14 protein-coding genes, 1 tRNA gene and 1 riboswitch are annotated in these 22,529 nt (G+C 71.7%); of the genes, 7 read left to right on the forward strand and 8 right to left on the reverse strand.

Going from position 1 to position 22,529, the window contains the following annotated elements:
- Nucleotides 1-68: 68 nt before the first annotated feature.
- The 3 genes from ACFVV1_RS33860 to ACFVV1_RS33870 all read right to left on the reverse strand — a co-directional run bounded on the left by ACFVV1_RS33860 (nucleotide 69) and on the right by ACFVV1_RS33870 (nucleotide 3,351).
- Complete coding sequence (locus ACFVV1_RS33860; protein ID WP_389997348.1) at nucleotides 69-947, reverse strand: hypothetical protein; 879 nt, start codon at nucleotides 945-947, stop codon at nucleotides 69-71.
- A gap of 328 nt (nucleotides 948-1,275) precedes the next feature.
- Nucleotides 1,276-2,664: an FAD-binding oxidoreductase gene (locus tag ACFVV1_RS33865; RefSeq protein WP_389997351.1), complete on the reverse strand. Its 1,389-nt coding sequence runs from the start codon at nucleotides 2,662-2,664 to the stop codon at nucleotides 1,276-1,278.
- Nucleotides 2,665-2,940: 276 nt separating this feature from the next.
- A complete protein-coding gene (locus tag ACFVV1_RS33870) occupies nucleotides 2,941-3,351 on the reverse strand; it encodes an SHOCT domain-containing protein (protein ID WP_389997354.1) in 411 nt (136 codons plus the stop codon).
- 274 nt (nucleotides 3,352-3,625) lie between these two features.
- Between ACFVV1_RS33870 and ACFVV1_RS33875 the strand changes: the two genes are divergently transcribed.
- From ACFVV1_RS33875 to ACFVV1_RS33895, 5 genes are all read left to right on the forward strand, one after another.
- Nucleotides 3,626-3,847, forward strand: coding sequence for a hypothetical protein (locus ACFVV1_RS33875; RefSeq protein ID WP_389997357.1), 222 nt, complete (start codon nucleotides 3,626-3,628; stop codon nucleotides 3,845-3,847).
- Between the two features lie 54 nt (nucleotides 3,848-3,901).
- A complete protein-coding gene (locus tag ACFVV1_RS33880) occupies nucleotides 3,902-5,101 on the forward strand; it encodes an SPFH domain-containing protein (protein ID WP_389997360.1) in 1,200 nt (399 codons plus the stop codon).
- Nucleotides 5,102-5,255: 154 nt separating this feature from the next.
- Nucleotides 5,256-5,329: transfer RNA gene (locus ACFVV1_RS33885), tRNA-Met, on the forward strand.
- A gap of 217 nt (nucleotides 5,330-5,546) precedes the next feature.
- Complete coding sequence (locus ACFVV1_RS33890) at nucleotides 5,547-6,707, forward strand: PP2C family protein-serine/threonine phosphatase (RefSeq protein WP_389997363.1); 1,161 nt, start codon at nucleotides 5,547-5,549, stop codon at nucleotides 6,705-6,707.
- 280 nt (nucleotides 6,708-6,987) lie between these two features.
- A riboswitch (cyclic di-AMP (ydaO/yuaA leader) is annotated at nucleotides 6,988-7,140 on the forward strand.
- Nucleotides 7,141-7,151: 11 nt separating this feature from the next.
- Nucleotides 7,152-8,396: a M23 family metallopeptidase gene (locus ACFVV1_RS33895; RefSeq protein WP_389997366.1), complete on the forward strand. Its 1,245-nt coding sequence runs from the start codon at nucleotides 7,152-7,154 to the stop codon at nucleotides 8,394-8,396.
- Between the two features lie 226 nt (nucleotides 8,397-8,622).
- Here ACFVV1_RS33895 and ACFVV1_RS33900 read toward each other — a convergent pair whose 3' ends face one another.
- The 5 genes from ACFVV1_RS33900 to ACFVV1_RS33920 all read right to left on the reverse strand — a co-directional run bounded on the left by ACFVV1_RS33900 (nucleotide 8,623) and on the right by ACFVV1_RS33920 (nucleotide 15,564).
- The gene (locus tag ACFVV1_RS33900; RefSeq protein WP_389997369.1) at nucleotides 8,623-9,417 is read right to left on the reverse strand and encodes a DUF2785 domain-containing protein; all 795 of its coding nucleotides are present in this window, start codon (nucleotides 9,415-9,417) and stop codon (nucleotides 8,623-8,625) included.
- Nucleotides 9,418-9,763: 346 nt separating this feature from the next.
- Nucleotides 9,764-11,359, reverse strand: coding sequence for a PrsW family intramembrane metalloprotease (locus tag ACFVV1_RS33905; RefSeq protein WP_389997417.1), 1,596 nt, complete (start codon nucleotides 11,357-11,359; stop codon nucleotides 9,764-9,766).
- Nucleotides 11,360-11,446: 87 nt separating this feature from the next.
- Nucleotides 11,447-12,367, reverse strand: a complete 921-nt coding sequence (gene trmB / locus ACFVV1_RS33910) for a tRNA (guanosine(46)-N7)-methyltransferase TrmB (RefSeq protein ID WP_389997372.1) — start codon at nucleotides 12,365-12,367, stop codon at nucleotides 11,447-11,449.
- A complete protein-coding gene (gene lhgO / locus ACFVV1_RS33915; protein ID WP_389997375.1) occupies nucleotides 12,360-13,616 on the reverse strand; it encodes an L-2-hydroxyglutarate oxidase in 1,257 nt (418 codons plus the stop codon). The genes trmB and lhgO overlap by 8 nt, the downstream gene beginning before the upstream one ends.
- Before the next feature lie 214 nt (nucleotides 13,617-13,830).
- Entirely contained in the window at nucleotides 13,831-15,564 is a 1,734-nt protein-coding gene (locus ACFVV1_RS33920) for a sporulation protein (protein ID WP_389997378.1), read from the reverse strand.
- Nucleotides 15,565-16,796: 1,232 nt separating this feature from the next.
- Between ACFVV1_RS33920 and ACFVV1_RS33925 the strand changes: the two genes are divergently transcribed.
- Both ACFVV1_RS33925 and ACFVV1_RS33930 read left to right on the forward strand, forming a co-directional pair.
- Entirely contained in the window at nucleotides 16,797-18,908 is a 2,112-nt protein-coding gene (locus tag ACFVV1_RS33925) for an asparagine synthase-related protein (RefSeq protein ID WP_389997381.1), read from the forward strand.
- A gap of 153 nt (nucleotides 18,909-19,061) precedes the next feature.
- Nucleotides 19,062-22,529: a BTAD domain-containing putative transcriptional regulator gene (locus tag ACFVV1_RS33930; protein ID WP_389997384.1), complete on the forward strand. Its 3,468-nt coding sequence runs from the start codon at nucleotides 19,062-19,064 to the stop codon at nucleotides 22,527-22,529.

The following is a 22,529-nucleotide window of genomic DNA, read 5'->3' on the forward strand; positions in this document are numbered from 1 at the left end:
GGGATCCGGTGCACGGAGGAGCCGTGCTTCGCGATCCCGTACGAGGACGCGGGCGAGGCCCGATGTGGTTACGACGGCTGGGCGTCGCGTCCGTTCCGGTGGGTGGTGTTCTTGTGCTCCTGCACGTTGGCGTAGGCCATGAGGCCGAGGAGGACGACCAGGAGTACGGCCGAAGAGCCCGGTGTGCCGAGATCGAGGCCGCCCTTGGCGGCAGGTTTCGTGAGGAAGTCACCGGCGGTGGCGCCCAGGGGGCGGGTGAGGACGAAGGCGATCCAGAACAGTGCGACGTTCGGGACGGCCGGCACCCGCATCAGGGCGGCCAGTACGGCCAGCAGCGCTGTGACGAGGAGGGCGCCGCCGGCGTAGCCGAGGCCGGAGCTGTCGGAGAGGAAATCGCCCATGGACGTGCCGAGTGTGTTCGAGACCAGGATCGCGGACCAGAAGAGGGCCTCGCCGCGGAAGGTGACGATGTCGCGGATGGCGAAGGTCTGTCCGGTGAGCTTCCAGACGATGAAGATGGCGATCAGCAGGGAGATCAGGATCGCCGCGCCCGCGGGGTACCCCAGGCCCAGGCCCTGCGGGCCCCGGCCCAGGGAGGCCGTGCCCGCCGTGAGGTACTCGGCACTGGCGTCACGGTTCATGAAGTCCGACATCGTGGTGCCGGCCATGCTCGTGGACAGGATGACCGTCCAGTAGAAGAACGGGTTGTAGCGCCGGGACCGCAGTTGCACCACCAGCGTCAGCACGAACACCAGGAACAGTGCGATCGTGGTGAGGAAGTAGCCCAGTCGCAGCGTCTGGGAGAACAGGTCTCCGGCCGTCTCACCGAGGGTGGTGGCGGCGATCTTCATGATCCAGAAGGCCAGAGTGACCTCGGGGAGCTTCTTCATCACGGAACGGCGCTCACCGGCGACATCCACCGCGGTGAGGAATTCCGGCTGTCCCACGACGCACCCCTGCTCTCGACCGTTCGGCGCTTCACTGCCGAGCAGCGAGCGACGCGTTGTGGTGTGACGGCGGTGGGATGGCATCAGGTGGTCGGCTCGTGCGCCGACCACGCCCGTGCATCCGACTTCTCGCCGCACTCCTGCGTCCAGGCAACGTAGGCCGTCTACAGGGATGTAGACGCTGCGACACTCCCGTCCGGGCGCCGATACTCAGCCGGACATCGGTACTCGGCCGAAGCCGTCGTTGCCGATGGGTACGGCGTACGAAGGGCTTCGTTGTACGCAGCCGGTCCCGGGTTCACGCACTGTGCTGATGGCTGGTACTCCGTCAGTGCCCCGGTTCGATGTTCTGGTTGGCGTGGAAGAAGTTGTGCGGGTCGTAGGTGCGCTTGATGGCCGCGAGGCGGTCGTAGTGGTCGCGGTAGGTGGCGCGTATCCGGTCCGGGGCTTCGCCCGCGCCGATGAAGTTCACGTACGTACCGCCCATGGAGTGCGGGTGCAGTTCATCCCAGTAGTCGACGCACCACTGCCTGAGCTTCTCGGCGTTGTCCGGGTCCGGGTCGATGCCCGCGATGACGCCGGACCAGACCGCGTTCCGGTAGGCCCAGGCGGTGTCGTCGGGGCCCAGCCGGTGGGCGGCGCCGTCGACCGGGTACAGGTGCGTGGTCGACAGGTCGGTGGGGAGGTTCTCGGCGTACTTGGCGTGGACGGCGATGGCGTCGTCGGTGATCCGGTCGAAGAAATTGCCGCGCCAGTACCACTGCAGGCCGGTGGGGAGCAGCTCGTCGAACATGGACTGCAGGGCGGGGTAGGGCATCGGCATCGTGAAGCGGAAGGCGGGCGGGCCCGGGTCGTCCACGGGTTTCAGGGCGGCTTCGAGGAGGTCCGGGTCGCCGGTCCAGCACCACACGACACCGCTCATCTTCTGGCTGTGGATCTCCTCCGGGAACGGGGGACCGGGCGGCACGGTGAGCGCGGCGAAGAAGCCGTTCAGGTCCTCGGGGGCCGTGGGCAGGAAGCCGCGGTACCAGCGCAACAGATCAGGCGTCCGGTCGACCGGCCAGAGCGTGATGGCGACGCCCACGGTATCCACCGGGTGCATCCGGAAGGTGAAGGAGGTGACGATGCCGAAATTCCCGCCCCCGCCGCGCAGCGCCCAGAACAGATCGGGATGGGTGGTGCCGCTCGCCGTCACACAGGTGCCGTCCGCCAGGACCACGTCCGCGGCCAGCAGGTTGTCTGCCGTCAGGCCGTATCTGCGGGTGAGATGGCCGTGTCCGCCGCCCAGGGTGAGACCGCCGACGCCGGTGGTCGACTGGATTCCGGCGGGTGTGGCCAGGTGGAAGGCGTGCGCCGCGTGGTCGAGGTCGCCGAGTGTGGCGCCGCCGCCGACCGTGGCCGTTCGTGCGCTGGGGTCGATGTGCGCCCAGCGCATGGGCGACAGGTCGATGGTGACGCCGTCGTCCACCAGACACAGGCCGGCGCCGCTGTGTCCGCCGCCGCGGACCGCGCACTCAAGCCCCTCGTCCCGGAGGAATGCGACCGCGGCCATGACGTCCGCCGTGTCGCTGCACCGCACCACGGCCGCCGGACGTTTGTCGATCATGGCGTTGTAGATCGTGCGGGCGGTTCGGTACTCCGGGTCCTGCGGACCGATGACGGGACCGCGCAGCGCGCTCCGCATCGCGTCCAGGGTTTCGAGAGTGGTGCCGTTCATGGGCCGGCCATCTCCCTGCTCACCGAGATGGGGACCGCATCCCGCCCGCGCTTCTCCTGCAGGGCCGTCGGAGTGTGCAGATGGCAGATGCATGCCGACGCTCCGGGGCCCCGAGGGCCGCGGGCGGGAACGGCCACCGCGGGCTGATGTCTCAAGCCTCCCCGCGGTCCGGGAGCTGTGCCAGTTCGCCGGACCGGGCGGAGAGAGACATAGCAGGGCTGCGGGGTGCGCTCGGGTGAGTGGCCAGGGGTGTGCACGGGCGGGGGCGCGGTGCGCTCAGAGAAGGAGCTTCGTCTTCGCCCGCTGGTACTCCTCCTCGGTGATGGCGCCCCGGTCCTTGAGCTCGGCGAGTTTCGCCAGGTCGTCGACGTGTTTGCCCTCCCTCGGGGCTTCCGCTTCGGAGCTGCCGGCGGCCTCCCGTACGTACGCCTTGAAGGCGGCCTCGCGTTCCTGCGCTTCCTTGATGTCCCGCTTCCCCATGGATGTGCCGCGCACGATCACGTACACCAGGACGCCGAGGTACGGCAGCAGCAGCGCCACGACGAGCCAGCCGGCCTTGCCCCAGCCGCCGAGGTCGTCGCTGCGGAAGATGTCCGCGATGACCTTGAAGAGCAGGAACAGCCACATGATCCAGACGAAGAACCAGAGCATGGTCCAGAAGAGGTCGAGCAGGGGGTACTTGTCCACGTTCGGCTCCCTGATTACCGCGAGTTCGGCGCGGCGACTGGCTGAATGGTAAATCAGTCATATCACCACATATTCGGCCTTGCCTCCGGGCGTTCTCCGGGGTGTCCTTCGGGCCGACCTCCGTCGCCGGTGCGGAGTACCGTGGAAATGTCGAGGGAGGCTCGGGACGCTCAGGCCTCCAGGAGGCGGGGTCGCCTCGTGTTCATGAAGCGGTGTGAGAAGCGGCGTGAGCGGCGGTGTGAGCAGGCGTACGCATGGACGCTCGCGAGGGCGCATGCACACGGCAGATGAGTCCGCCCGGAGCCCGGTCGGGGCGATCGGCCGCGTCACCGTGCCGATTCCGCCCGATGGCCCGGGCGAAGTACTGGTGGCCGTACGGGGTGGGTCGGAGGCCTACACCGCATGGTCGGCGACGTCGATCGACAGGGACGTGCGCGTCGTTGTCGTCGACTCGGTCTCGGCGCGCGGCGTGATCGTGGAACGCCTGCCGCCCTGAGCCGAAGCAGCGGTGCACCTACGTCGAGCAGAGACGCACGGCAGGAGTCTTCCGATGTTCTTCTGGCACGTTCCCGCCCCCAACGAGGCGATGCTCATATCCGGTTCCAAGGGGCAGACGCTGGACACCCAGTTCCGGATCGTCACCGGCCACGGCAGTTTCGTGCTCCCGGTGAAACAGAAGGCGCGCATGCTCTCCCTGGCACTGCGCGAGGCGGAGATCACCGAGGACTGCGTGACGCAGCAGGGCATCCGCCTCAACGTCCGGGCCGTCGCCGTCTTCAAGGTCGGCGACGACGCGGTGTCCATCGCCAACGCGGCGCGCCGCTTCCTGTCCGAGCAGGAACAGATGGAGGAGCTCGCCGGCCGGATCTTCGCTGGTCACCTGCGTTCCATCATCGGCGGGCTGACTGTCGAGCAGATCATCCGGGAACGGAACCGGGTCTCCCAGGAGGTCATCGCGGGCAGCCACGGCGAGATGGAGAAGCTCGGCATCGTGGTGGACGCCCTCCAGATCCAGGAGATCGACGACGCCACCGGCTACATCAACAACCTCGCCGCCCCGCATGCCGCCGCGGTCGCCAGCCAGGCCCGGATCGCCGAGGCCAAGGCCGACCAGGAGGCCAGCCAGCGCGAACAGCAGGCCGCAGCGCTCAAGGCGGAGTACGAACGTGACACCGCGATCAAGCGGGCCGGCTTCCTCGCCGAGACCGAGCAGTACAACGCCCGCGCCGCGCAGGCCGGACCGCTCGCCTCGGCCAGGGCTTCACACGAGGTCATCGAGGAGCAGACCGCCCTGGCCGAGCGGCAGGCCGCGCTCGCCGCGCAACGGCTCGAAGGGGAGGTACGGCGCCCGGCGGACGCCGAGGCGTACCGCCAGCGCACCCTCGCGGAGGCGGCCCGGGACCGGGTGAAGTTCGAGGCCGACGGCAACGCGTACGCCGAGCGGACCATCGCCCAGGCGCAGGCCGACGCCAACAGTGCGCGCGCCGCTTCGCTGCGCGACGGCAACCAGGAGCTCATCGCGGCCAACCGCGTCGTCGAGAACCTGCCCGCCCTGGCGGACGCGGCCGCCCGAGGCATGTCGGGGGCGGACCTGACCGTTCTGAACGGCACCGACGGCGTCAATGAAATGGCGGCGGGCGTGGTCGGCCAGGGGCTGGCGATTCTCCGCTCCCTGCAGCGCGGTGCGAATCCGATGAAGCCCCCGGCGGTCAACGGGAAGGCCGCTCCCCGTATCACCGAGACGAATTGAGGCGGCGGGGCGGCGGGGCGGCGGGGGGTGCGTGGCCGGAGTACCGAGCGAGCTCCGAGCGGTCGGTGATTCGCTCAGTGGCTCAGCGATTCGCTCAGTGATTCGCTCAGTGGTCATGACCCCGCCGCGCATGCCGTACAGTTGTGTTTACCGACGCGGGGTGGAGCAGCTCGGTAGCTCGCTGGGCTCATAACCCAGAGGTCGCAGGTTCAAATCCTGTCCCCGCTACTGAAGACCCAGGCCCGGCACGCATGCAGCGTGCCGGGCCTGGGTCGTTCCAGCTGTAAACCCCCCCGAAGGAGCAGGTCCGGGCGGTGTGTGAGCTGTGCCACGTACGTACCCCCATTGGCCGAAGAGGAGTCGCCGCGCGACTCCGCTCCGGCGAGCCTGGGGGTGGGGCGCGGTACCGTCCGCAGCCGCGCGCGTACCGGGCAGGAGACCACAGGTGTGGAAGCGGCTGAAGGGGCGCGGCAGACATGCCGAGGGCGGCATCCGTACCCGGCGGTTCGTCCGCGCGCTGCCCGCCATGATGATCCTCGGCGGGTTGGCGTTCGACATCCTCACCCCGCCGACCTTCACCGCCATTCCGCTGTTCGTGGCGGCGCCGCTGATCGCCGCGCCGTTCTTCTCACTGTCCAGGACCATCTGTACCGGCATCGCCTCGATGCTGGCCGTCGTCGTGCTGCGCCTGTACAGCAACACGCTGCCGGACGTCGTGCCGCTGATCGAGCTGCTCACCCTGGCCACCGTCTCGGTCCTCGCGGTCGTGATCAACGCGGTCGTGCGGCGCAGCAATGAGCAGCTGGCGTCCGCGCGGGTCATCGCGGAGACCGCCATGCGGGCGGTGCTGCCGAAGCCGTCAGACCGGATCGGCGGGCTGCATGTGGCGGCGCGGTACGAGGCGGCGCAGGCCGACGAGTTCGTCGGCGGTGACCTGTTCGCCGTGACGGACTCCCCTTACGGGGTGCGGTTGGTGGTCGGGGACGTACGGGGGAAGGGGCTCGACGCCGTGGAGTCGGTGGCGGTGATCATCGGGGCGTTCCGGGAGGCGGCCGAGCAGGAGCGTTCGCTGGAGGGCGTGGCGCAGCGGCTGGAGCGGGCGCTGGCGCGGGAGGGGACGCGACGGGGCGGGCTCGACGCGGTCGAGGGCTTCATCACCGCCGTGCTGGCCGAGATCCCGGCCGGGCTGCCCCGGGTGCGGATCGTCAACCGCGGTCACCCCGAGCCGATCCTGTTGCACCCGGACGGGGCGCTCGAAGTGCTGGGGCCCACGGTGCCCGCACTGCCGCTCGGGATGGACCTGGGGGCGTGGCCCGACCGGTCGGACGAGTGGGATCTGCCGGCGGGGACGACCCTGCTCCTGTACACGGACGGCCTCTCCGAGGCGCGGAACGCCGACGGGGTCTTCTACGACCCGGCGGCCCGGCTGCGCGGGCGGATCTTCCCGGGGCCCGAGGAGCTGCTGTCCGCGCTGACCGATGACGTACGGCTGCACACGGGGGGTGAGACGACCGACGACATGGCGCTGCTCGCGGTCGTACGTCCCGCGGAGGGGCAGCCGGACCGGCGCAGGACCGTGAAGATCGTCGGTCTGGAAGGGGTGTGACGGGTGGGGCGGGGGCTTCGTGCGAGCCGGGCGTGGCCTTGGGCGCGGGATACCACCGTACGTAACCGAAGCGCGTCGCTCCGCATAACATTTGACGCAACGTCAGAAACCGAGTGGCGGCTGAGGGTCGATCAACTCGTCCCATTCCGCCCGGTTGTGCACCGTAAAGTCCAGGCCAAAGACGTGAACGATCAGTGGGAACGGCTTGGAATCAGGCCCCGGTGTCTATTAACGTTCGATAACGCAGCGCGGTCGTCCCAGCCGTCGTCAGTGGCGGCACCGTGCGCGAGCGCCGAATTCCGCAAGGGAACCGGGGAACCACCTACATGGGGTGAATCGGACACCTGTGTCTCGTGAGAGGCAGAGGGGCCCGTAGGAGACCTTCCTGCTCCGAACCCGTCAGCTAACCCGGTAGGCGAGAAGGAAGGAAAGGAGCGCGCCCCCGTGGCGTCCAACAAGCCTGCCCCCGAGGCCCCCTCTCGGTTCAACCCCGACTTCGGTTCCGGCTTCGGCGCTGACTTCGGATCCGGTTCCAACTCCGGTTTCGCTTCCGACTCCAACTCCGGTTTCGCTTCCGACTCCGGCTTCGGCGCCGATTTCGGTACCGGCTCCTCCGAATACGGGACCGGTGGGACGGGAACGGCGTACGGCACCGAGCCGGGCGGCGACTTCGGCGGCGATTCCCGTGCCGACGGCAACGGTGAGCCCGAACGCAGCTGGGACGAGTGGAACCCCACCGAGGAGTCCGTCCGCCCCGTACGCGGCAAGCATCGCGTCGCCAAGCAGCGCAACGGACTTGCCCGTAGCTCCACGGTGCTCGGGGTCGGCGTCATCGCGGCGGTCGGTGCGGGCGGCATGGCCACCGCGCAGAGCAAGCCGCCGGTCTCCATCTCCCTTCCCGATTCCATCGCGGACAACCTTCCCGACGCCAAGTCCCTTCCGGGCGTGGGTTCTCTGTTCTCCGGAGAGTCCGAGGCCGACAAGGCCGCTGTCGCCGCCGCTGCCGCACCGCTCACCACCGCCGGCCTCACCACCGCCGAGGCCGAGCAGGGCACGGCGGACGCGGGCGAGGCGCTCCGCGCGCGCATCCTCCAGCAGGCGGAGCAGCAGCAGGACGCCGCCGACGCCGAGGCCAAGGCGGCCCAGGAGAAGGAGGCCGCGGAGAAGGCCGCCGCCGAGGCCAAGAAGCAGCAGGACGCGGCCGAGGCCAAGGTCGCCGCAGAAAAGAAGAAGGCGGAGGAAGAGGCCAAGAAGAAGGCCGAGGCACTGCGGCTCGCCAAGCTCGCCGCCAGCTACGCCATCCCGACCTCCTCGTACACGGTCACCTCGACCTTCGGCGAAGCCGGCTCGATGTGGTCGTCCGGCTACCACACCGGCCTCGACTTCGCGGCGCCGACGGGTACGCCGATCAAGGCCATACACGGCGGCACCATCAAGTCGGCCGGCTGGTCCGGTTCGTACGGCTACCGCACGGTGCTGGAGCTCGACGACGGTACGGAGCTGTGGTTCTGCCACCAGTCCTCGATCGGCGTGAGCGTCGGCCAGAAGGTCACCACCGGTGAGACCATCGGCCGGGTCGGCGCGACCGGCAATGTGACGGGCCCGCACCTCCACCTGGAGGTCCACACCCCCTCCGGTACAGGCATCGACCCGATGGCCTGGCTGCGCGGCAAGGGCCTCAACCCCTGATCCGCAGGCCGTCCTCCCGGTTCTCCCGGCCTGCGTGATCCGGTGATCCGCGCGATCCGAGCCGGTTCGCCTGCCGATGAACTCCGGCAGCCCTGACGCTCCCCCCCCGACGTCAGGGCTGCCGGTCTGTCGAACATGACCCTGCAGCGTAGGGACAGCCGGCCGACCTGCAGAAGCGGTTCCCGCGGCGGCCCGTCAGGCTCGGTCGGCTCCCGGCGTGGAATTATCAAACGATGGACTTCGCATCATTCGCCAGCACTTCAACAATCCGCCGCTTGACCAAGTCGCGATGCGGAACCTGACGAGGCGGCTGCCCCGGCTTCGGCGAGACGCCGAGGTCAGCGAGAATGTAGAGCATCCGCAGGGTGCGTAGTGCGTTGGAAACGTACGTCGGAGTGGTGCCCCGAGCCACGGCCCGCAAGTCGGCACCGATTTCGTCGAGCCACGCGACGGATTGATCCGCGGTGAGCTTCGGGTTGGTGAGAGTCAACGCAATTGCACGGGCGAGCCGATCATCTTCCCGTTCGGCGTACAGGTAATCGGTGGGCGCGACGAGCCGCGCGGTCGCGACGCCCAGCATCTCGACCGGTTCGACATCGCGGTGGCAGCCGAAGGCACCGAGCAAGTCAGCGCCGTGTGCCACAGCGTGCAGCCACCCCAGACGCACATCGTGTCCGCGTAGGTCACTCTCTGTGGGGTACCAGCGGGCGAACGCGTTCATCCATTCCCGACAGAAGTCCCCGCGGCTGACGATCATATCCAGGACCAGCGGCGCGAACGTGCGGGCCTGAATCTGCGAATCGGCGAAGCGGGCCGCCATTTCATTGCCCAGGCGGATCCGGCGGTCGCCGTCGATGACGTCGCGCTCGATCCAGGTCCGCAACACGACGTACGGGTAGCCGTCGCGCACCTCCGGGTCTGGATCTCGCAGACACTCCGCCAGCTCTGCGGTGAGCTCGTCCAGGTCGCCCCCCGGGGGCAGAGCACATTCGTCCGAGTAAATTTTGTACCAGTCAGTCATGATCAGCGAGGTTAACTCGCCACGGGTGGTGTGCCCAGCCAGTATTTGAGGGCCTTCCTCAACTGGGCCATACAAAGCCGCCATTGCCGACGCTCCCTCTCCATACCCGCGATGAAGGCCACCCGACGAGCCGCGCTGAGCGAAGACGAGCGCCTGGCCGCCCTCGGCCGACTACTGACCGACCCGGACATACCAGGAAACCTCCGCGTCGCCGGCGCCATCGTGCTCCTCTACGCACAGCCCCCCACCCGGATCGTCCGGCTATTTTCGGCGGGAACTACTGGGGCCCCGGCACGGCCCGCTCGCTCGCCGATTGCGGCTGGTGACAGCGTTCTTACCGGCACCCCTACAGCGGTGGAATCCCCAGGGCCGGGGGTATGTACGGGGGGCGCAGGCGGCTCGTCGCCTGCGCGGCGTACGTCAGCGCGGGGGCAGCCACGTCCCTGCGTTGCCAGAGGTGGTGCAGCAGCTCCAGCTCGCGTTCGGCGAAGTCCGGGCCCGCGGCCCCGCGGCGGGCCTGCCGGCGCAGCGAGGCCAGTGAGGTCGCGAACGATTCGTACTCGGCGACGGCGCGGGCGGCAGCTCTGCCGTGGGCCTTGGCCTGTGCTGTGGCATGGGCCCTGACCTGCGCCGACGGCCCGCGCCTCGGGGTATACACCGGCGTGTATCCGGGCGCGTATCCCGGTCCGGGGCCGTGCGTCGGCCCGTATCCAGGGCCGTGCGTCGGCCCGTATCCGGGCCCGTATCCCGGACCGTATCCGGAGCCGTACGTCGGCCCGTGCCCCGGGCCGTATGGCGGTGGCCAGGACGCCGGTGCGTACGGGCTGCTCCAGCTTCCCCCGGCCGCGGCGGCGTGTCGTTGGCGCGCCGCGTCGCGGGCCATGCCGCGGGCCCGCATCGAGGAGAGGGCGAGCGGTTCGGCGGGGGTCAGCCAGCCGGCCGCGGCATAGGCGGGCAGCTCGGCGGAGAGCGTACGCAGCTCCCGCTGGCGCGACCAGATCGCCAGCCAGGTGACCAGGCCGAAGACCGGGACCATGAACACCCCGTACACGGCGTAGAAGCCGTACGGGCCGAAGGACGCCGACCCGTTCCACAGGGCGTGCATGCCCATGGCGAGGACGAGACCGAGCAGCGGCAGCGCGACGCGGCGGAACCGGCGGCGCCGCGCGCTGACCGCGGCGAGCCCGAAGCCTATTCCGGTCAGCACCGTGAAGAGCGGATGCGCGAACGGCGACATCACCGCCCGTACGAAGAACGTCGCGGCGGTCACCGAGACGACGCCCGAGGTACCGATCTGCTGGTCCTCACCGAAGGCGTTGCCCAGGTACAGGATGTTCTCGGTGAACGCGAAGCCGCTCGCGGTGAAGCCGGCGACGACGATGCCGTCGACGATCCCGTTGAACTCCCGCTTTCGGAACAGGAAGATGAGCAGGACGGCCGCGGCCTTGGCGCTCTCCTCGATGACCGGTGCTATGACCGTGGCGCCGAGGGTGTCGGCGTTCGACGGGTCGGCGGTGGCCGTGGCTATCCAGCGGGTCGCGAACGAATTCGCCAGGATCGCGACCAGGGCAGCTGCGAAAGCGCCCCAGGCGAAGGCGAACAGCAGATTCCGCCACGGCGCCGGTTCGACCCGGTCCAGCCAGCGGAACGCCGCCATGAGGAGCGGTACGGGCAGCACGGCGAGCCCCAGCCCGACGAGAAACCCCTCGGTGCCCGTCTGATCGCGGACCAGGGCCAGGATCGCCAGCCCGCACAGCGCGAGCACCGTGCACACGGTCGCGATGCGGAACGTCCTGCTGCGCCACACCACACCGACGCGGCGCGGCCGGTAACGCCAGTGCCTGCGCTCCGGCACGGCAGCCAGGATCTCGCCGACCCGCTGCTCCTCCAGGAGCGGGACGGCCGGCTGTGACTGCCGCTGCTGGACAGACCCGTCGGACACCACCCACTGACCCTAACGAGCAGCACTGACACCTGGCCATGGGGCGCCGGGTCCGGAAGGTTCCGTCTCCGGCTCCGTACGCGGGTCTCAGCGGCGGGCGAAGAGCAGGTCGTGCACGACGTGGCCCTTGTCGAGGCCCTGTCCCTCGAACCGGGTCAGCGGCCGGAACGCCGGCCGCGGCGCATAGCCGCCGTCCGCCTGGGTGTTCTCGAACAGCGGGTGCGCGGTCAGCACCTCCAGCATCTGTTCGGCGTACGGCTCCCAGTCGGTCGCGCAGTGGATCACGGCCCCCGGCTTCAGCCGCTGCGCCGCCAGGTCGAGGAACTCCGGCTGGATCAGCCGCCGCTTGTGGTGGCGCTTCTTGGGCCAGGGGTCGGGGAAGTACACCCGCAGCCCGTCCAACGAGTCCGGCTTCAGCATCTCGCGCAGCAGGATGATCGCGTCACCATTGGCGACCCGGATGTTGGACAGTCCGTTCCGGTCCGCGAGTCCGAGCAGATTGCCCTGGCCGGGAGTGTGCACATCCACGGCGAGAATGCCCGTGCCCGGGTCGTCGGCCGCCATCTGCGCGGTGGCCTCACCCATGCCGAAACCGATCTCCAGCACGACCGGGAGCCCGTCGAACAGCTCGGGCAGATCGAGGACGCGGTGCCCGTCGATGTCCAGGCCCCACTGCGGCCAGAGCCGCAGCAGCGCGTCCTCCTGGCCGGGCGTGACGCGGCTGCGGCGCGGCTGGAAGCTGCGGATCCGGCGCTCGTGGTGCGATCCGGCCGGATCGATGGCGGGTCCGCCGGGGAAGCGCGGCTCCTGGCGCAGCCTGCGCTGCCGCTCGAAGGAGGCGGCGCGCAGATCGTCCGGAATCCCGGCAGCCGGGGAGGCGAGGCTCTGGGCCGAGGACACGGCGCCCGTCCCGGCTGCGGCGCTGTTCGGCCCGGCCGCGGCCTCGCCGGGTGCCGGGGCGGAAGGGTTCGCGGAGGGATCTGCGGAGGGGTTCAAGGGCTCAGACACAATGCCCCGATTCTACGGCGGGCGGCTTCCACCCCGTCCCCCCTGCCCGGAGCAGCGCCCTGCGTGCCACCTCCCGCCCGATGGGCAGGGAGGCCGTCGCGGCGGGCGACGGAGCGTTCAGTACATGGACGGTGTGCGGTGCCTCGCGGATCAGGAAGTCGTCGACCAGGGTGCCGTCCCGGAGCACGGCCTGGGCCCTGACCCCGGCCTGGGCAGGCCGCAGATCGGCCTCCGTGACCTCGGGCAGCAGTCGCTGCACGGCTGTCGTGAACGCGCGCTTCGACAGCGAACGGTGCACCTCGCCCGCCCCGTACCGCCAGTGTCTGCGCGCGATCCGCCAGGCGCCCGGCCAGGTCAGGGTGTCCGCCAGCTCACGGGGGTGTACGACGGGCCAGCCGTACCCCTCACGGGCCAGCGCCGGCACCGCGTTCGGCCCGACGTGGACACTGCCGTCGTGGCCCCGGGTCAGATGCACGCCGAGGAACGGGAACGCCGGATCGGGCACCGGATAGACCAGGCCGTGCACCAGCTCCGGCCGCGCCAGCTCGTAGTACTCCCCCCGGAAGGGCACGATCCGCACCCCCGGGTCGTCGCCCGCGAGCCGCGCCACCCGGTCGCAGTGCAGCCCCGCGCAGTTGACCAGGACCCGGGCCCGCACCACCGGGCCGTCCGCCGTACGCACCGCCACACCCCAGGGGCGGCGGTCGATCGCGGTGACCTCCGCCCCGTAACGGATCACCCCGCCCGCCCTGCTCACCTCGGCGGCGAACCGCGCCGCGACCGCCCCGAAGTCGCACACCCCGGTCGTCCCGACGCGGATCGCGGCGAGCCCGCGCACCTGCGGCTCGTACTCCGCGATCTGGGCGGGCCCCAGCTCACGCACCGGCAGCCCGTGCTGCCGGCCGCGCTGGACCAGGGCGTGCAGCCGGGGCAGCTCGGACCGTCCGGTCGCGACGATCAGCTTGCCGGTCACCGCGTGCGCGATGCCGTGCTCGGCGCAGAAGTCGACCATTTCCGCGGCACCGCGCACGGCGTAGCGGGCCTTGAGCGAACCCGGGCGGTAGTAGATGCCGCTGTGGATCACTCCGCTGTTGCGCCCGGTCTGGTGACGGGCGGGGCCCGACTCCTTCTCCAGCACCGTCACCCGGGTGCCCGGAGCGGTGCGCGTGATCGCATACGCCGTCGACAGGCCGACGATCCCGCCGCCGATCACCAGCACATCGCAGTCGTACGCCGCGTGCGTCATCATCACGCCACCTCCCACCCCGATAGTGCACTCACCCACTGACAACGCACTCAAACCAGCGCGGCCCAGCGTGGCGCCGGATCTTTACGCCCGGCGGCGACCGGGTGGTGCACCGGATGCCGCCCGGACACCCTTCGGATGCCGCAAGGACATCGTGGTGACGCTGTGCGGAGGTATGCGGGGGAGGTGCGGGGGCCGGTCGTCCGGGTCGGCAGGGCTACGCGGGCGCCACCAGCAGCGGCCGGGCCCGTTCGCGCAGCTCGGCGACGCGCGGCTCGTGCCCGTACGGTTCGAGCCGGTGCAGCAGGTCCCGTACGTACTCCGTGGTCCGCGCCGAAGAGATGCGGCCCGCAACCTCCACCGCCCGGGTACCCGCCGCGCAGGCCGCGTCCAGATTCCCCGACTCCAGCTCGGCCACCGCCGACACCACGAGCCGCAGCCCGTGCGAGCGGACGAACTCCTCGGTGGGTCGGGACAGGGCCTGCTCGGTGAAGCGCCGCACCTGCCGGGGCGCCTTCAGGTCGAGGTGGCACTCCGCGGCATCCGCCGCGAATCTGTCGTACGAGTAGAAGCCCAGCCACGACGGGTCCGCGTCGCCGTCCCGGGAACGCTCCAGCCAGCCCTCGGCGGCCTTCAGCGCGGCCCCCGCGGCCGGTGCGTCGCTCGCCTTCGCATGGGCGCGCGCCTCCACCAGGCGGAAGAAGCTCATGGTGCGGGCCGTGGCGAGCCCCCGGTTGCGTTCGACGGCGGCCTGCGCGAGGTCGACCCCCTCGTCGGCGAAACCGCGGTAGGTCGCCTGCAGCGACATCGAGGCGAGGACGTAGCCGCCGAGCGGTACGTCGGCCGCGGCCCGCGCGAGTCTCAGTGCCTGGATGTAGTAGCGCTGCGCGGCCTCCTGCTGACCGGTGTCGAAGGCCATCCACCCGGCGAGTCTGGTCAGCTCGGCCGCCGCGCCGAAGAGCGCCCGGCCCACCTCGTCGCTGTACGAGCCGAGCAGCAGCGGTGCGGCGTCGACCCGTAAGCACTCCGGGACCATGGAGGAGCGCCAGTCCCCGCCGCCGTACTTGGAGTCCCAGCGGCGGGCGTCCTGGGCTGCCTCGCGCAGTTTGGAGACATCGCTGTGGCCGACCCGCAGCGGGGAGATGTCGCTCGTGACCGGGCCGACCGGTGCGGAGGCGGAGGCGGCGGGGGATGTGAAGGAGGGCGCGGACGTGGGCTCCGGGCCCGGCTGGGCGGGGATGGACGGTGTCCGCTGCGTCCCCATCGCTCCCAGGGTGCCCAGTGCCGCTTGAGCCGCCCGTGCATTCAGCGCTGTCTGCGTGACGGGGGCGCCCGCCACGCCGGGAGTGGCTGTGGTGCCGGGCTCCGCCTCCGTGCTCTTTCCCGCCGTGACCGGTGTCCTCTGCGCCCCTGCGCCGGTACGTGCGCCCCTTGTGCCCGGGGGGCCGAGGATGGCTGCCTCGGCGGCTGTCGAGTCGCGTTCCACCGACGGGTCGGCGGGGGATATCAGCCAGCGGGACGCGGGCGTCGCGTACGCGCTCACCGAGAACGAGCCCGCCAGCGACTGCCAGATTCCGCCGCTGCCGGCCCGCCGCCCGGCCAGATCCAGCCGGTACAGCTCGGTCGCCGAGCGGACCGCCTCGGCCACATCGCGCGGAAACGCCAGACCGACCTCCGGCGCCGGATCGGCGTCCGCGAGCCCGATTTCGTGCAGCGGGACCGGCCGGCCGAGCTTGGCGCCGATCGCCGCCGCGATGAGATGGGGCGCGGCGCCCTGCGGCACCATGCCCTTGGAGACCCACCGGGCCACCGAGGTCTTGTCGTACCGAAGTGTCAGTCCGCGCTGCGCCCCGAGGTCGTTGACCCGCCGGGCGAGCCCGGCGTTGCTGATTCCCGCGAGGGCGAGAACGGTTCCGAGCTTCTCGTTCGGTCCGCGTTGCTCCCTGGACATGCGCCACCCCTCGACACACAGACGGCCGCCGCGTCACCGTTGCGGCGCGCGGCATTCGTACCGTGTCCTCCCCAGGGACGAGCCCCGGCACTCCGCCGCACACGCATATGGCCGAGCCCCGAGGAATATGCCTCCTGCCGAGAACCTCAGTAAACACAGGGTAGTTCGCCGCATCCCTACCGTTAAGGGGCAGACGTCCGTATGGCGGGATTGTTGTCCGTGCGTACGCGGTCGGCTGTGGGGCGTCGCTCCCGTTGCCGGCGCGGTGCCCCTCCGTCGCCGCGCGGAGCGGCGCGGACCCCGCCCGAACCCGGCCGGCGACCCGGCCCGGAAGCCCGTGTGACGTGCCGCTCGGGCGGGGTGGCGGCGCCCGCCCGCCGGGCTCCGTACGTGCTCCTGGTGTGTGGCCGTGCGCCCGGCCGTGCGCTCTCGTCCGGCCGTTTCGGGAGCGCTTCCATGGTTGCTGCGTGGGTCGGCCCACTTCATTGGACTCAGTGGGCTGGGGGACACTGCCGCCTCATTCCCCGCAGGCGGCGGACCGGTCCGGGAGGTGAACTGCGCCTCCCGGACTGTGCATCGGACCCTGCGTCGGGCTGTGCGTCGAAGCCGGCACGCCCACCCGCACGCCACCGGCACGCGACCGGTATGTGACCGGCGCCGGGCCGGCATCGGGCCGGTGCGAGTCGACGATGCGGGGAGTGGAGCAGGGATTGAAGCAGGGCGAAAGGGACTTCTGGTGCGGTGAGGTCCCTGTCGTCGCGTTGCCGCACGCCCGGAGAATGGCCGAATGTCGTCGGTCGGCCGAGGTTGGGGCAACCGATTCGCGGACATCTCGTCGACCGTCCGGTGATCGTCCGTCATCGGTCGGTCGCCGACGGCATCGGTCCGTGGGCGGTTCGGGGCGTGGCCGGATTTCGGCCGGTGGATCTCGCCCGTACGGGGTACGCAACACGCCCGGCCCATAAGCGCGTTGCGCTCGAGTTGCCGCGCGCGCCAGGCGCCGGTCGTCCCCGCGGGAAACCCGGCGCAGGTTGCCGCCCGGCGTGCGCCCGTACGCACCCCGGCCCGGTTCGGTCTTTGCCAGGGGCGCATGCCCTTCCGACGTGCGCCGTCCGTAGCCCCTCCTGCGCGCGTTTGTCGTGGCAGCATGTTCGCAACGGCGCCGCGCGCTAGCGGAGTTCTCCCGATAATGTCCTGCTGCGCCGATTTGTCCACAGCCTGTGGAGGCGGCGATGCGTTGGTTGGTGGGGTGGAGCAGTATCGCCGCGCGCTTCGGCACGGCCGGTGCCGTCGGCGACGCCGACGAGGGGCGCACGATGCACCCCGTCGGATCCCAACTCCTGTGGGGCGACCCGGATCCGCTCTGGGCCGTCGGCGACTGGCGCCCCGACGAGATCCGTACGAGCAAGGTCGAGACCGCCGAAGGCGCGCCCACCGCCCGACTCGCCGTCCTCGGCTGCTGCAGCGCCACCGACGAACAGCTGCGCGTCGGCCTCCTCGCCGCCCGCGGCGGAGCCCTGCGCCATCTCACCTCCTGGCCCGGCAGCTACACGGCCGTCGTCCAGGTCGGCCGTCGCATCACCGTCATCGGGGACCTCGCCGGAGCCCGCCCGGTCTTCTACACCCCCTGGGCCGGCGGCACGGCGTACGCCACCGCCGCACTCCCGCTCGCCGACCTCATCGAAGCCCAGCTCGACATCGGTCACCTGGCCGCCCTGCTCGCCTGCCCCGAAACCCCGGAGGCGCTGCGCGACGGCACCCCGTACGCGGGAGTGAAGCGCATCCCGCCGGGGCACGCACTCATCCTCCGTGAGGGCTCGCGCGAGATCACCGGGTACGAGGCGGTGGCCTCCCTCGCCGTCGCCGCGCCCCAACTCGACCCGGTCAGCGCCGTCGACGGGGTGCGCGACGCGCTGGTCGAGGCCGTACGCGCCAGACTCACGGCCCCGCGCCACGCCCCCGAAACCCTGCCGCCCGACCCCGGACCGGTCCCCGGCATGGGGCCCGCCGAACGACGCGCCGCCCGCGGCGCCCCCGTACCCGGCATCGGCGCCGACCTCTCCGGAGGCAGCGCCTCCGCCACCCTCGCCCTGCTCGCCGCCGGACTGCCGGGCCTGCCCGGCACCCTCCTCGGCCACGGCACGGGAGCGGGGGAGCGGCTGCTCGCCGTCACCTTCAACGACCTCACCGCACGCGGGCACGAGGACGAACTCGAACGCGCCCGCGTCATCGCCGCCAACCCGCGCCTGCACCATGTCGTCGTCGCCGCCGGGGAAGAGGCCCTGCCCTACGCCGACCTGGGCGGCGGCCCGCTCACCGATGAACCCGCCCCGTCCCTCGTCGTCGCCGAGCGCCACCGCCGCCGCCTCGCCTCGGGCAGCGCCGACCACTTCGTCGGCAGCGGCGCCCGGCAGGTGCTCGACGCCCACCCGGCCCGCCTCGCCGACCTGCTGATGGACCGGCGCCGACGCCATCTGCTGCGCCCGGTCGCCGCTCTCGCCAAGGCCGAGGGCCCGACCGCGCACTCCCTCTTCGTCCCGCTGACCGTCTACCGGGCGGCCCGCCGCCTGTCCCGTACGTCGTACCGCAGCGGCCTCGAAACGGCGGCCGACCGGCTGCCGGACGCCAACCGCCACGCCCCCGACCTCGACACGCCCGCCGACGCGTCGCTCGCCGCCCTCGCCTGGTCACGGCCGGGACCCGCCGCGCGCTGGCTGACCGGAGAGGCGCTCACCGAGGTGGCGTTCCGTCTGCAGGAGGCGGCGATCCGCCCCGCGTCCGTCCCGCGCCCGGGCGAGGCCCGCGCACGGGCGGCCCTCGCCCGGTTCGCCGCCGACCACCGGATCCTGGAGCAGGCCGCGGAGAACCGCAGTCAGCGGCTGCACGCCCCGTTCCTCGACAATCAGGTCGTACGCGCCGCCCGTGCGCTCCCCGAATCGCTCCGCGTCCAGCCGGGCGCCCGCGCCGCGATCCTGCGCCGGGTGCTCGCGGGCGCGGGCATCCACGAGCTGCCGCCCGGCTGGGGCACCCCCTCCCTCGCCACTGCGAACGCCACCGCCCGCACCGGCCTGCGCGCCGCGCTCCCCGACCTGATCGCCCTCTTCGACGCACCGCTGCTCGCCGACGCGGGCCTGGTCGAGGCCCGCGTCGTACGGAAGGCCCTGCGCGCGGCCTCGGAGGGCGAACCGCTCCCGCTGGACGGCCTGGCGCATCTGGCGTCCATGGAACTGTGGCTCCGCCGACTCGTGTCACGGCGCGGCACCTGCTGGACGGGCACGGCGGCGCCGCGCCAGCGCGCGGTCGCGGGCGGAATCGTTCCGGCGAGGCGGACGCTGCAACCGTAGGCGCGGGCGGCGTGGGGCGTGGCCGACGGGGACCTTCGACGGGGGATTGCGTCCGCTGATGGGCGCGCGGCCGGGCATCCGATACCGGACGCGCCGCGTCGATCCCGCCGTCGGGCGCCTGCTTCCGTCCGCCCCACGGGACAGAATGGCCGGATGCGGTACCTGATCCTCGGCGTCACCGAGGCGCGAGACGAGAACGGCAGGGCGCTGCCCGTGGGCGGTACGCGGCTGCGCGCCCTCCTTGCCGCACTCGCCCTGCGTACGGGCCGGCCCGTGCACGTCGCCGATCTCGTCGACGACGTATGGGCCGGGGATCCCCCGCACGACGCTCCCGCCGCACTCCAGGCCCTCGTGGGCCGGCTGCGCCGGGTGCTCGGCAGGGACGCGATCACCAGCGACCACGGCGGTTACCGCTTGGCGGCCGCGCCCGACGAGGTCGACCTGCACGTGTTCGAGCGGCTGTCCCGGCAGGGGGCCGACGAGCTCGACGCGGGCGACCCCGTGACGGCCGCCCGCACACTGCGTACCGCGCTCGCCCTGTGGCGTGGCCCGGCCCTCGTCGACCTGCCGGACCGGGAGAACGGCCACGGTCTGCGCCCGGAGGCCCACCGCCTGGCCACGCTGGAACGCCGCATCGAGGCCGATTTGCGGTGCGCCGCGACCGGGGCCGGCCCGCGCACCCTCGTACCGGAGCTCAAGGAGCTGACCGCCGCCCACCCGTACGACGAACGCTTCCGGGCCCAGCTGGTCCGCGCCCTGCGCGCCGAAGGCCGCCGGGCCGACGCGCTGGCCGCTTACGAGGAGGCCCGCCGCGCCCTCGCCGACGGCCTCGGCACCGATCCGGGACCGGAACTGGTCGCCCTTCACCGGGAGTTGCTCACGCCTCCGTCGGGGACGTCATCCGAAGCAGCCGGACCGCCCTTCTCATCCCTTTCGGCCCACTCGTTCCCCTCGGTCCACGCGTCCCTCTCAGCCGCCTCCACCCCCTCAGCCCTCTCAGCCGCCTCCACCCCCTCAGGCACCTCCGCCACATCGGTCCCGCCCGACGCACCCGGCGCCCACGCCCCCGTCCGGGGCAACCTCCGCCCCCGGCTCAACTCCTTCGTCGGCCGCGAACCCGAACTGAGCTCCATCCGCGCCGATCTGACCCGGTCCCGACTGGTCACCCTCACCGGTCCCGGTGGCTCCGGCAAGACCCGTCTCGCCGAGGAGGCCGCCGCCCGAAGCGGCCGGGCGGCCTCGGCCCCCGTGGATGCCTGGATCGCCGAACTCGCGCCCGTGGACGCCCCCGTGGATGTCCCGGGAGCCGTACTCTCCGCTCTCGGGCTGCGTGAGACGACGCTCCTCCGGGACACCGACCGTGACGGGCAGCCGCTGCGCAGCGACCCGACCGACCTCCTCGTCGAGTACCTGGCGCACTGCTCCCGCAGCCGCCCCTTCCTGCTCATCCTGGACAACTGCGAACACGTCATCGACGCGGCCGCCGCCCTTGCCGAAACCCTGCTCACCCACTGCCCGCAGCTGCGCATCCTCGCCACCAGCCGCGAACCCCTCGGCGTCCCCGGCGAATCCATACGCCCGGTCGGCCCGCTCCCGGCCGATCCCGCCCACCACCTGTTCGCCGAGCGCGCCCGTGCCGTACGCCCGGACTTCGACCCCGGGCAGGAGGGCGCACACGATCCGGACGCCGTCGCCGAGATCTGCCGGCGGCTCGACGGGCAGCCGCTCGCCATCGAACTCGCCGCCGCCCGGCTGCGGCTGCTCAGTCCGCGTCAGATCGCGGACCGGCTCGACGACCGGTTTCGTCTGCTCACCGGCGGGGCCCGGACCGTACTACCGCGTCAGCAGACGCTGCGCGCCGTCGTCGACTGGTCCTGGGACCTGCTCGACGAGGACGAACGTACGGTTCTGCGGCAGGTCTCCGTCTTCGCGGGCGGCTGGGACCTGGCCGCCGCGGAAGCCGTGACGACGGCTGAAGCACCCACTGCCCGGCCCTCCGCCGCCGACCTGATCGGCGCTCTCGTGGACAAGTCCCTCGTCGTCGCCGCCCCCACCGCCTCCGGCGAGATGCGCTATCGCCTCCTGGAGACCATTCACGAGTACGCCACCGAACGCGCGGCCGAGGCCCCGGACGTACGCGCCGCCGCCGCGAGAGCGCACACCGCGTACTTCGTCGCGCTGGTGGAGGCGGCCGAGCCCCGCCTTCGCTCCGGCGAGCAACTGCGCTGGATCGACCGCCTGGAGACCGACCTGGACAACATCCGGGCCGCCCTCACCCGCACCACCGTCACCTGCCCGTCGGAAGCGGACGCGGCACGCCTGGTGCTCGGCATGGGGTGGTTCTGGTGGCTGCGCAACTACCGTGCCGAGGGGCTCACCTGGTCCGAGCGGGCCGTGGCGCTCGGACCGGAACCGTCGCACGGCAGCGACCCCCGCTTCTGGCCGCGCATGCAGTTGGAGATGCTGCGGTTCTTCCTCGCGGCGGAGAGCCGGCCGGCCGGCGACGTCCGCGGTGACGGCCGTCGGCGGGCCCTGATCGGCCGGGTGACTGACGCGTTCATGTCCTCCGGCCCACAGGCCGCCCGCTTCCCGGGACTGCTCTGGCCGATGACCTCGTTCGTGAGCCGTACCACCGCCGAGGCGCACGGGATGGTCGAGGCTGGGGTCGCCAACGCCCGTATCCACGGCGGCGCCTGGGAGTACGGCGTCGCGCTGATGTTCCGTACCCACATGATCGTGGACATGCCGGGCGGCATGCCCGGGGTCGACGAGGATCTTGCCGAACTGCGCGACCTGGCCCGCCGGGTCGGCGACCGCTGGCTGCGCGCACAGGTCGCGAGCGCCGCCGCGGAGGCGGGCGTGATGCGCGGACGGTACGAGGACGCGGGTGCGGCGTACGAGGAGGCGCTGCTGCTCGCCCGCGAGGTCGGGGCACACGTCGAAGCGCCGTTCCTGCTCGCACGCCTCGCGGAACTCGCTTACCGGACCGGGGACCTGGCGGCCTTCGAACGGCTGCTGACGGAGTCCGAGACCGAGGCGGAGCGCCTCCAGGTGCACGACGCCCGCGCCTACGCCCACTTTCTGCGTGCCACCCTGGCCCTGGACCGCGGTGAGATCGCGGGGGCGCGACGGCTGGTCACCGAGGTGGAGGCGGCGGCCGGGCGGGGCAGCCCGCCGTCGCACTTCACTGCGGTGGTCAAGGGGCTGGACGCGCGGATCTCCGTGCACGAGCCGGGGCCCGGGGGCGGCCCGGCGGCCGGGGTACGCGGCCTGACGCTGGCACTTCGCGAGGCGCGGGACGCCCAGTGCGCCGAGCTCGTCACCGGACATCTGGCGGACGGTGTCGCGGCGGTGCTGCCGAAGGTGGGACGCCATGGCGAAGCCGTACGGATACTGGCGGCGGCCGACGGCTGGTGCCTCACCAGTCCTCGGACCAAGGCGCAACAGGCCGAGGCGGACGAGGTCGAGCGGCAGGCGCGCGAGGAGCTGGGGCCTCAGCTGTACGAGTCGGAGCGCGCCGCGGGCCGCACGCTGACGGTCGACGACGTCATCGAGCTCCTGACCCGCATCACCACAGAACTCCCGGATGCCACTGCCGCGCCGGATGCCCCCGCCGTCTGA

Origin of the sequence: Streptomyces sp. NPDC058092 (assembly GCF_042884935.1) — a bacterium.
Lineage (GTDB): Bacteria > Actinomycetota > Actinomycetes > Streptomycetales > Streptomycetaceae > Streptomyces.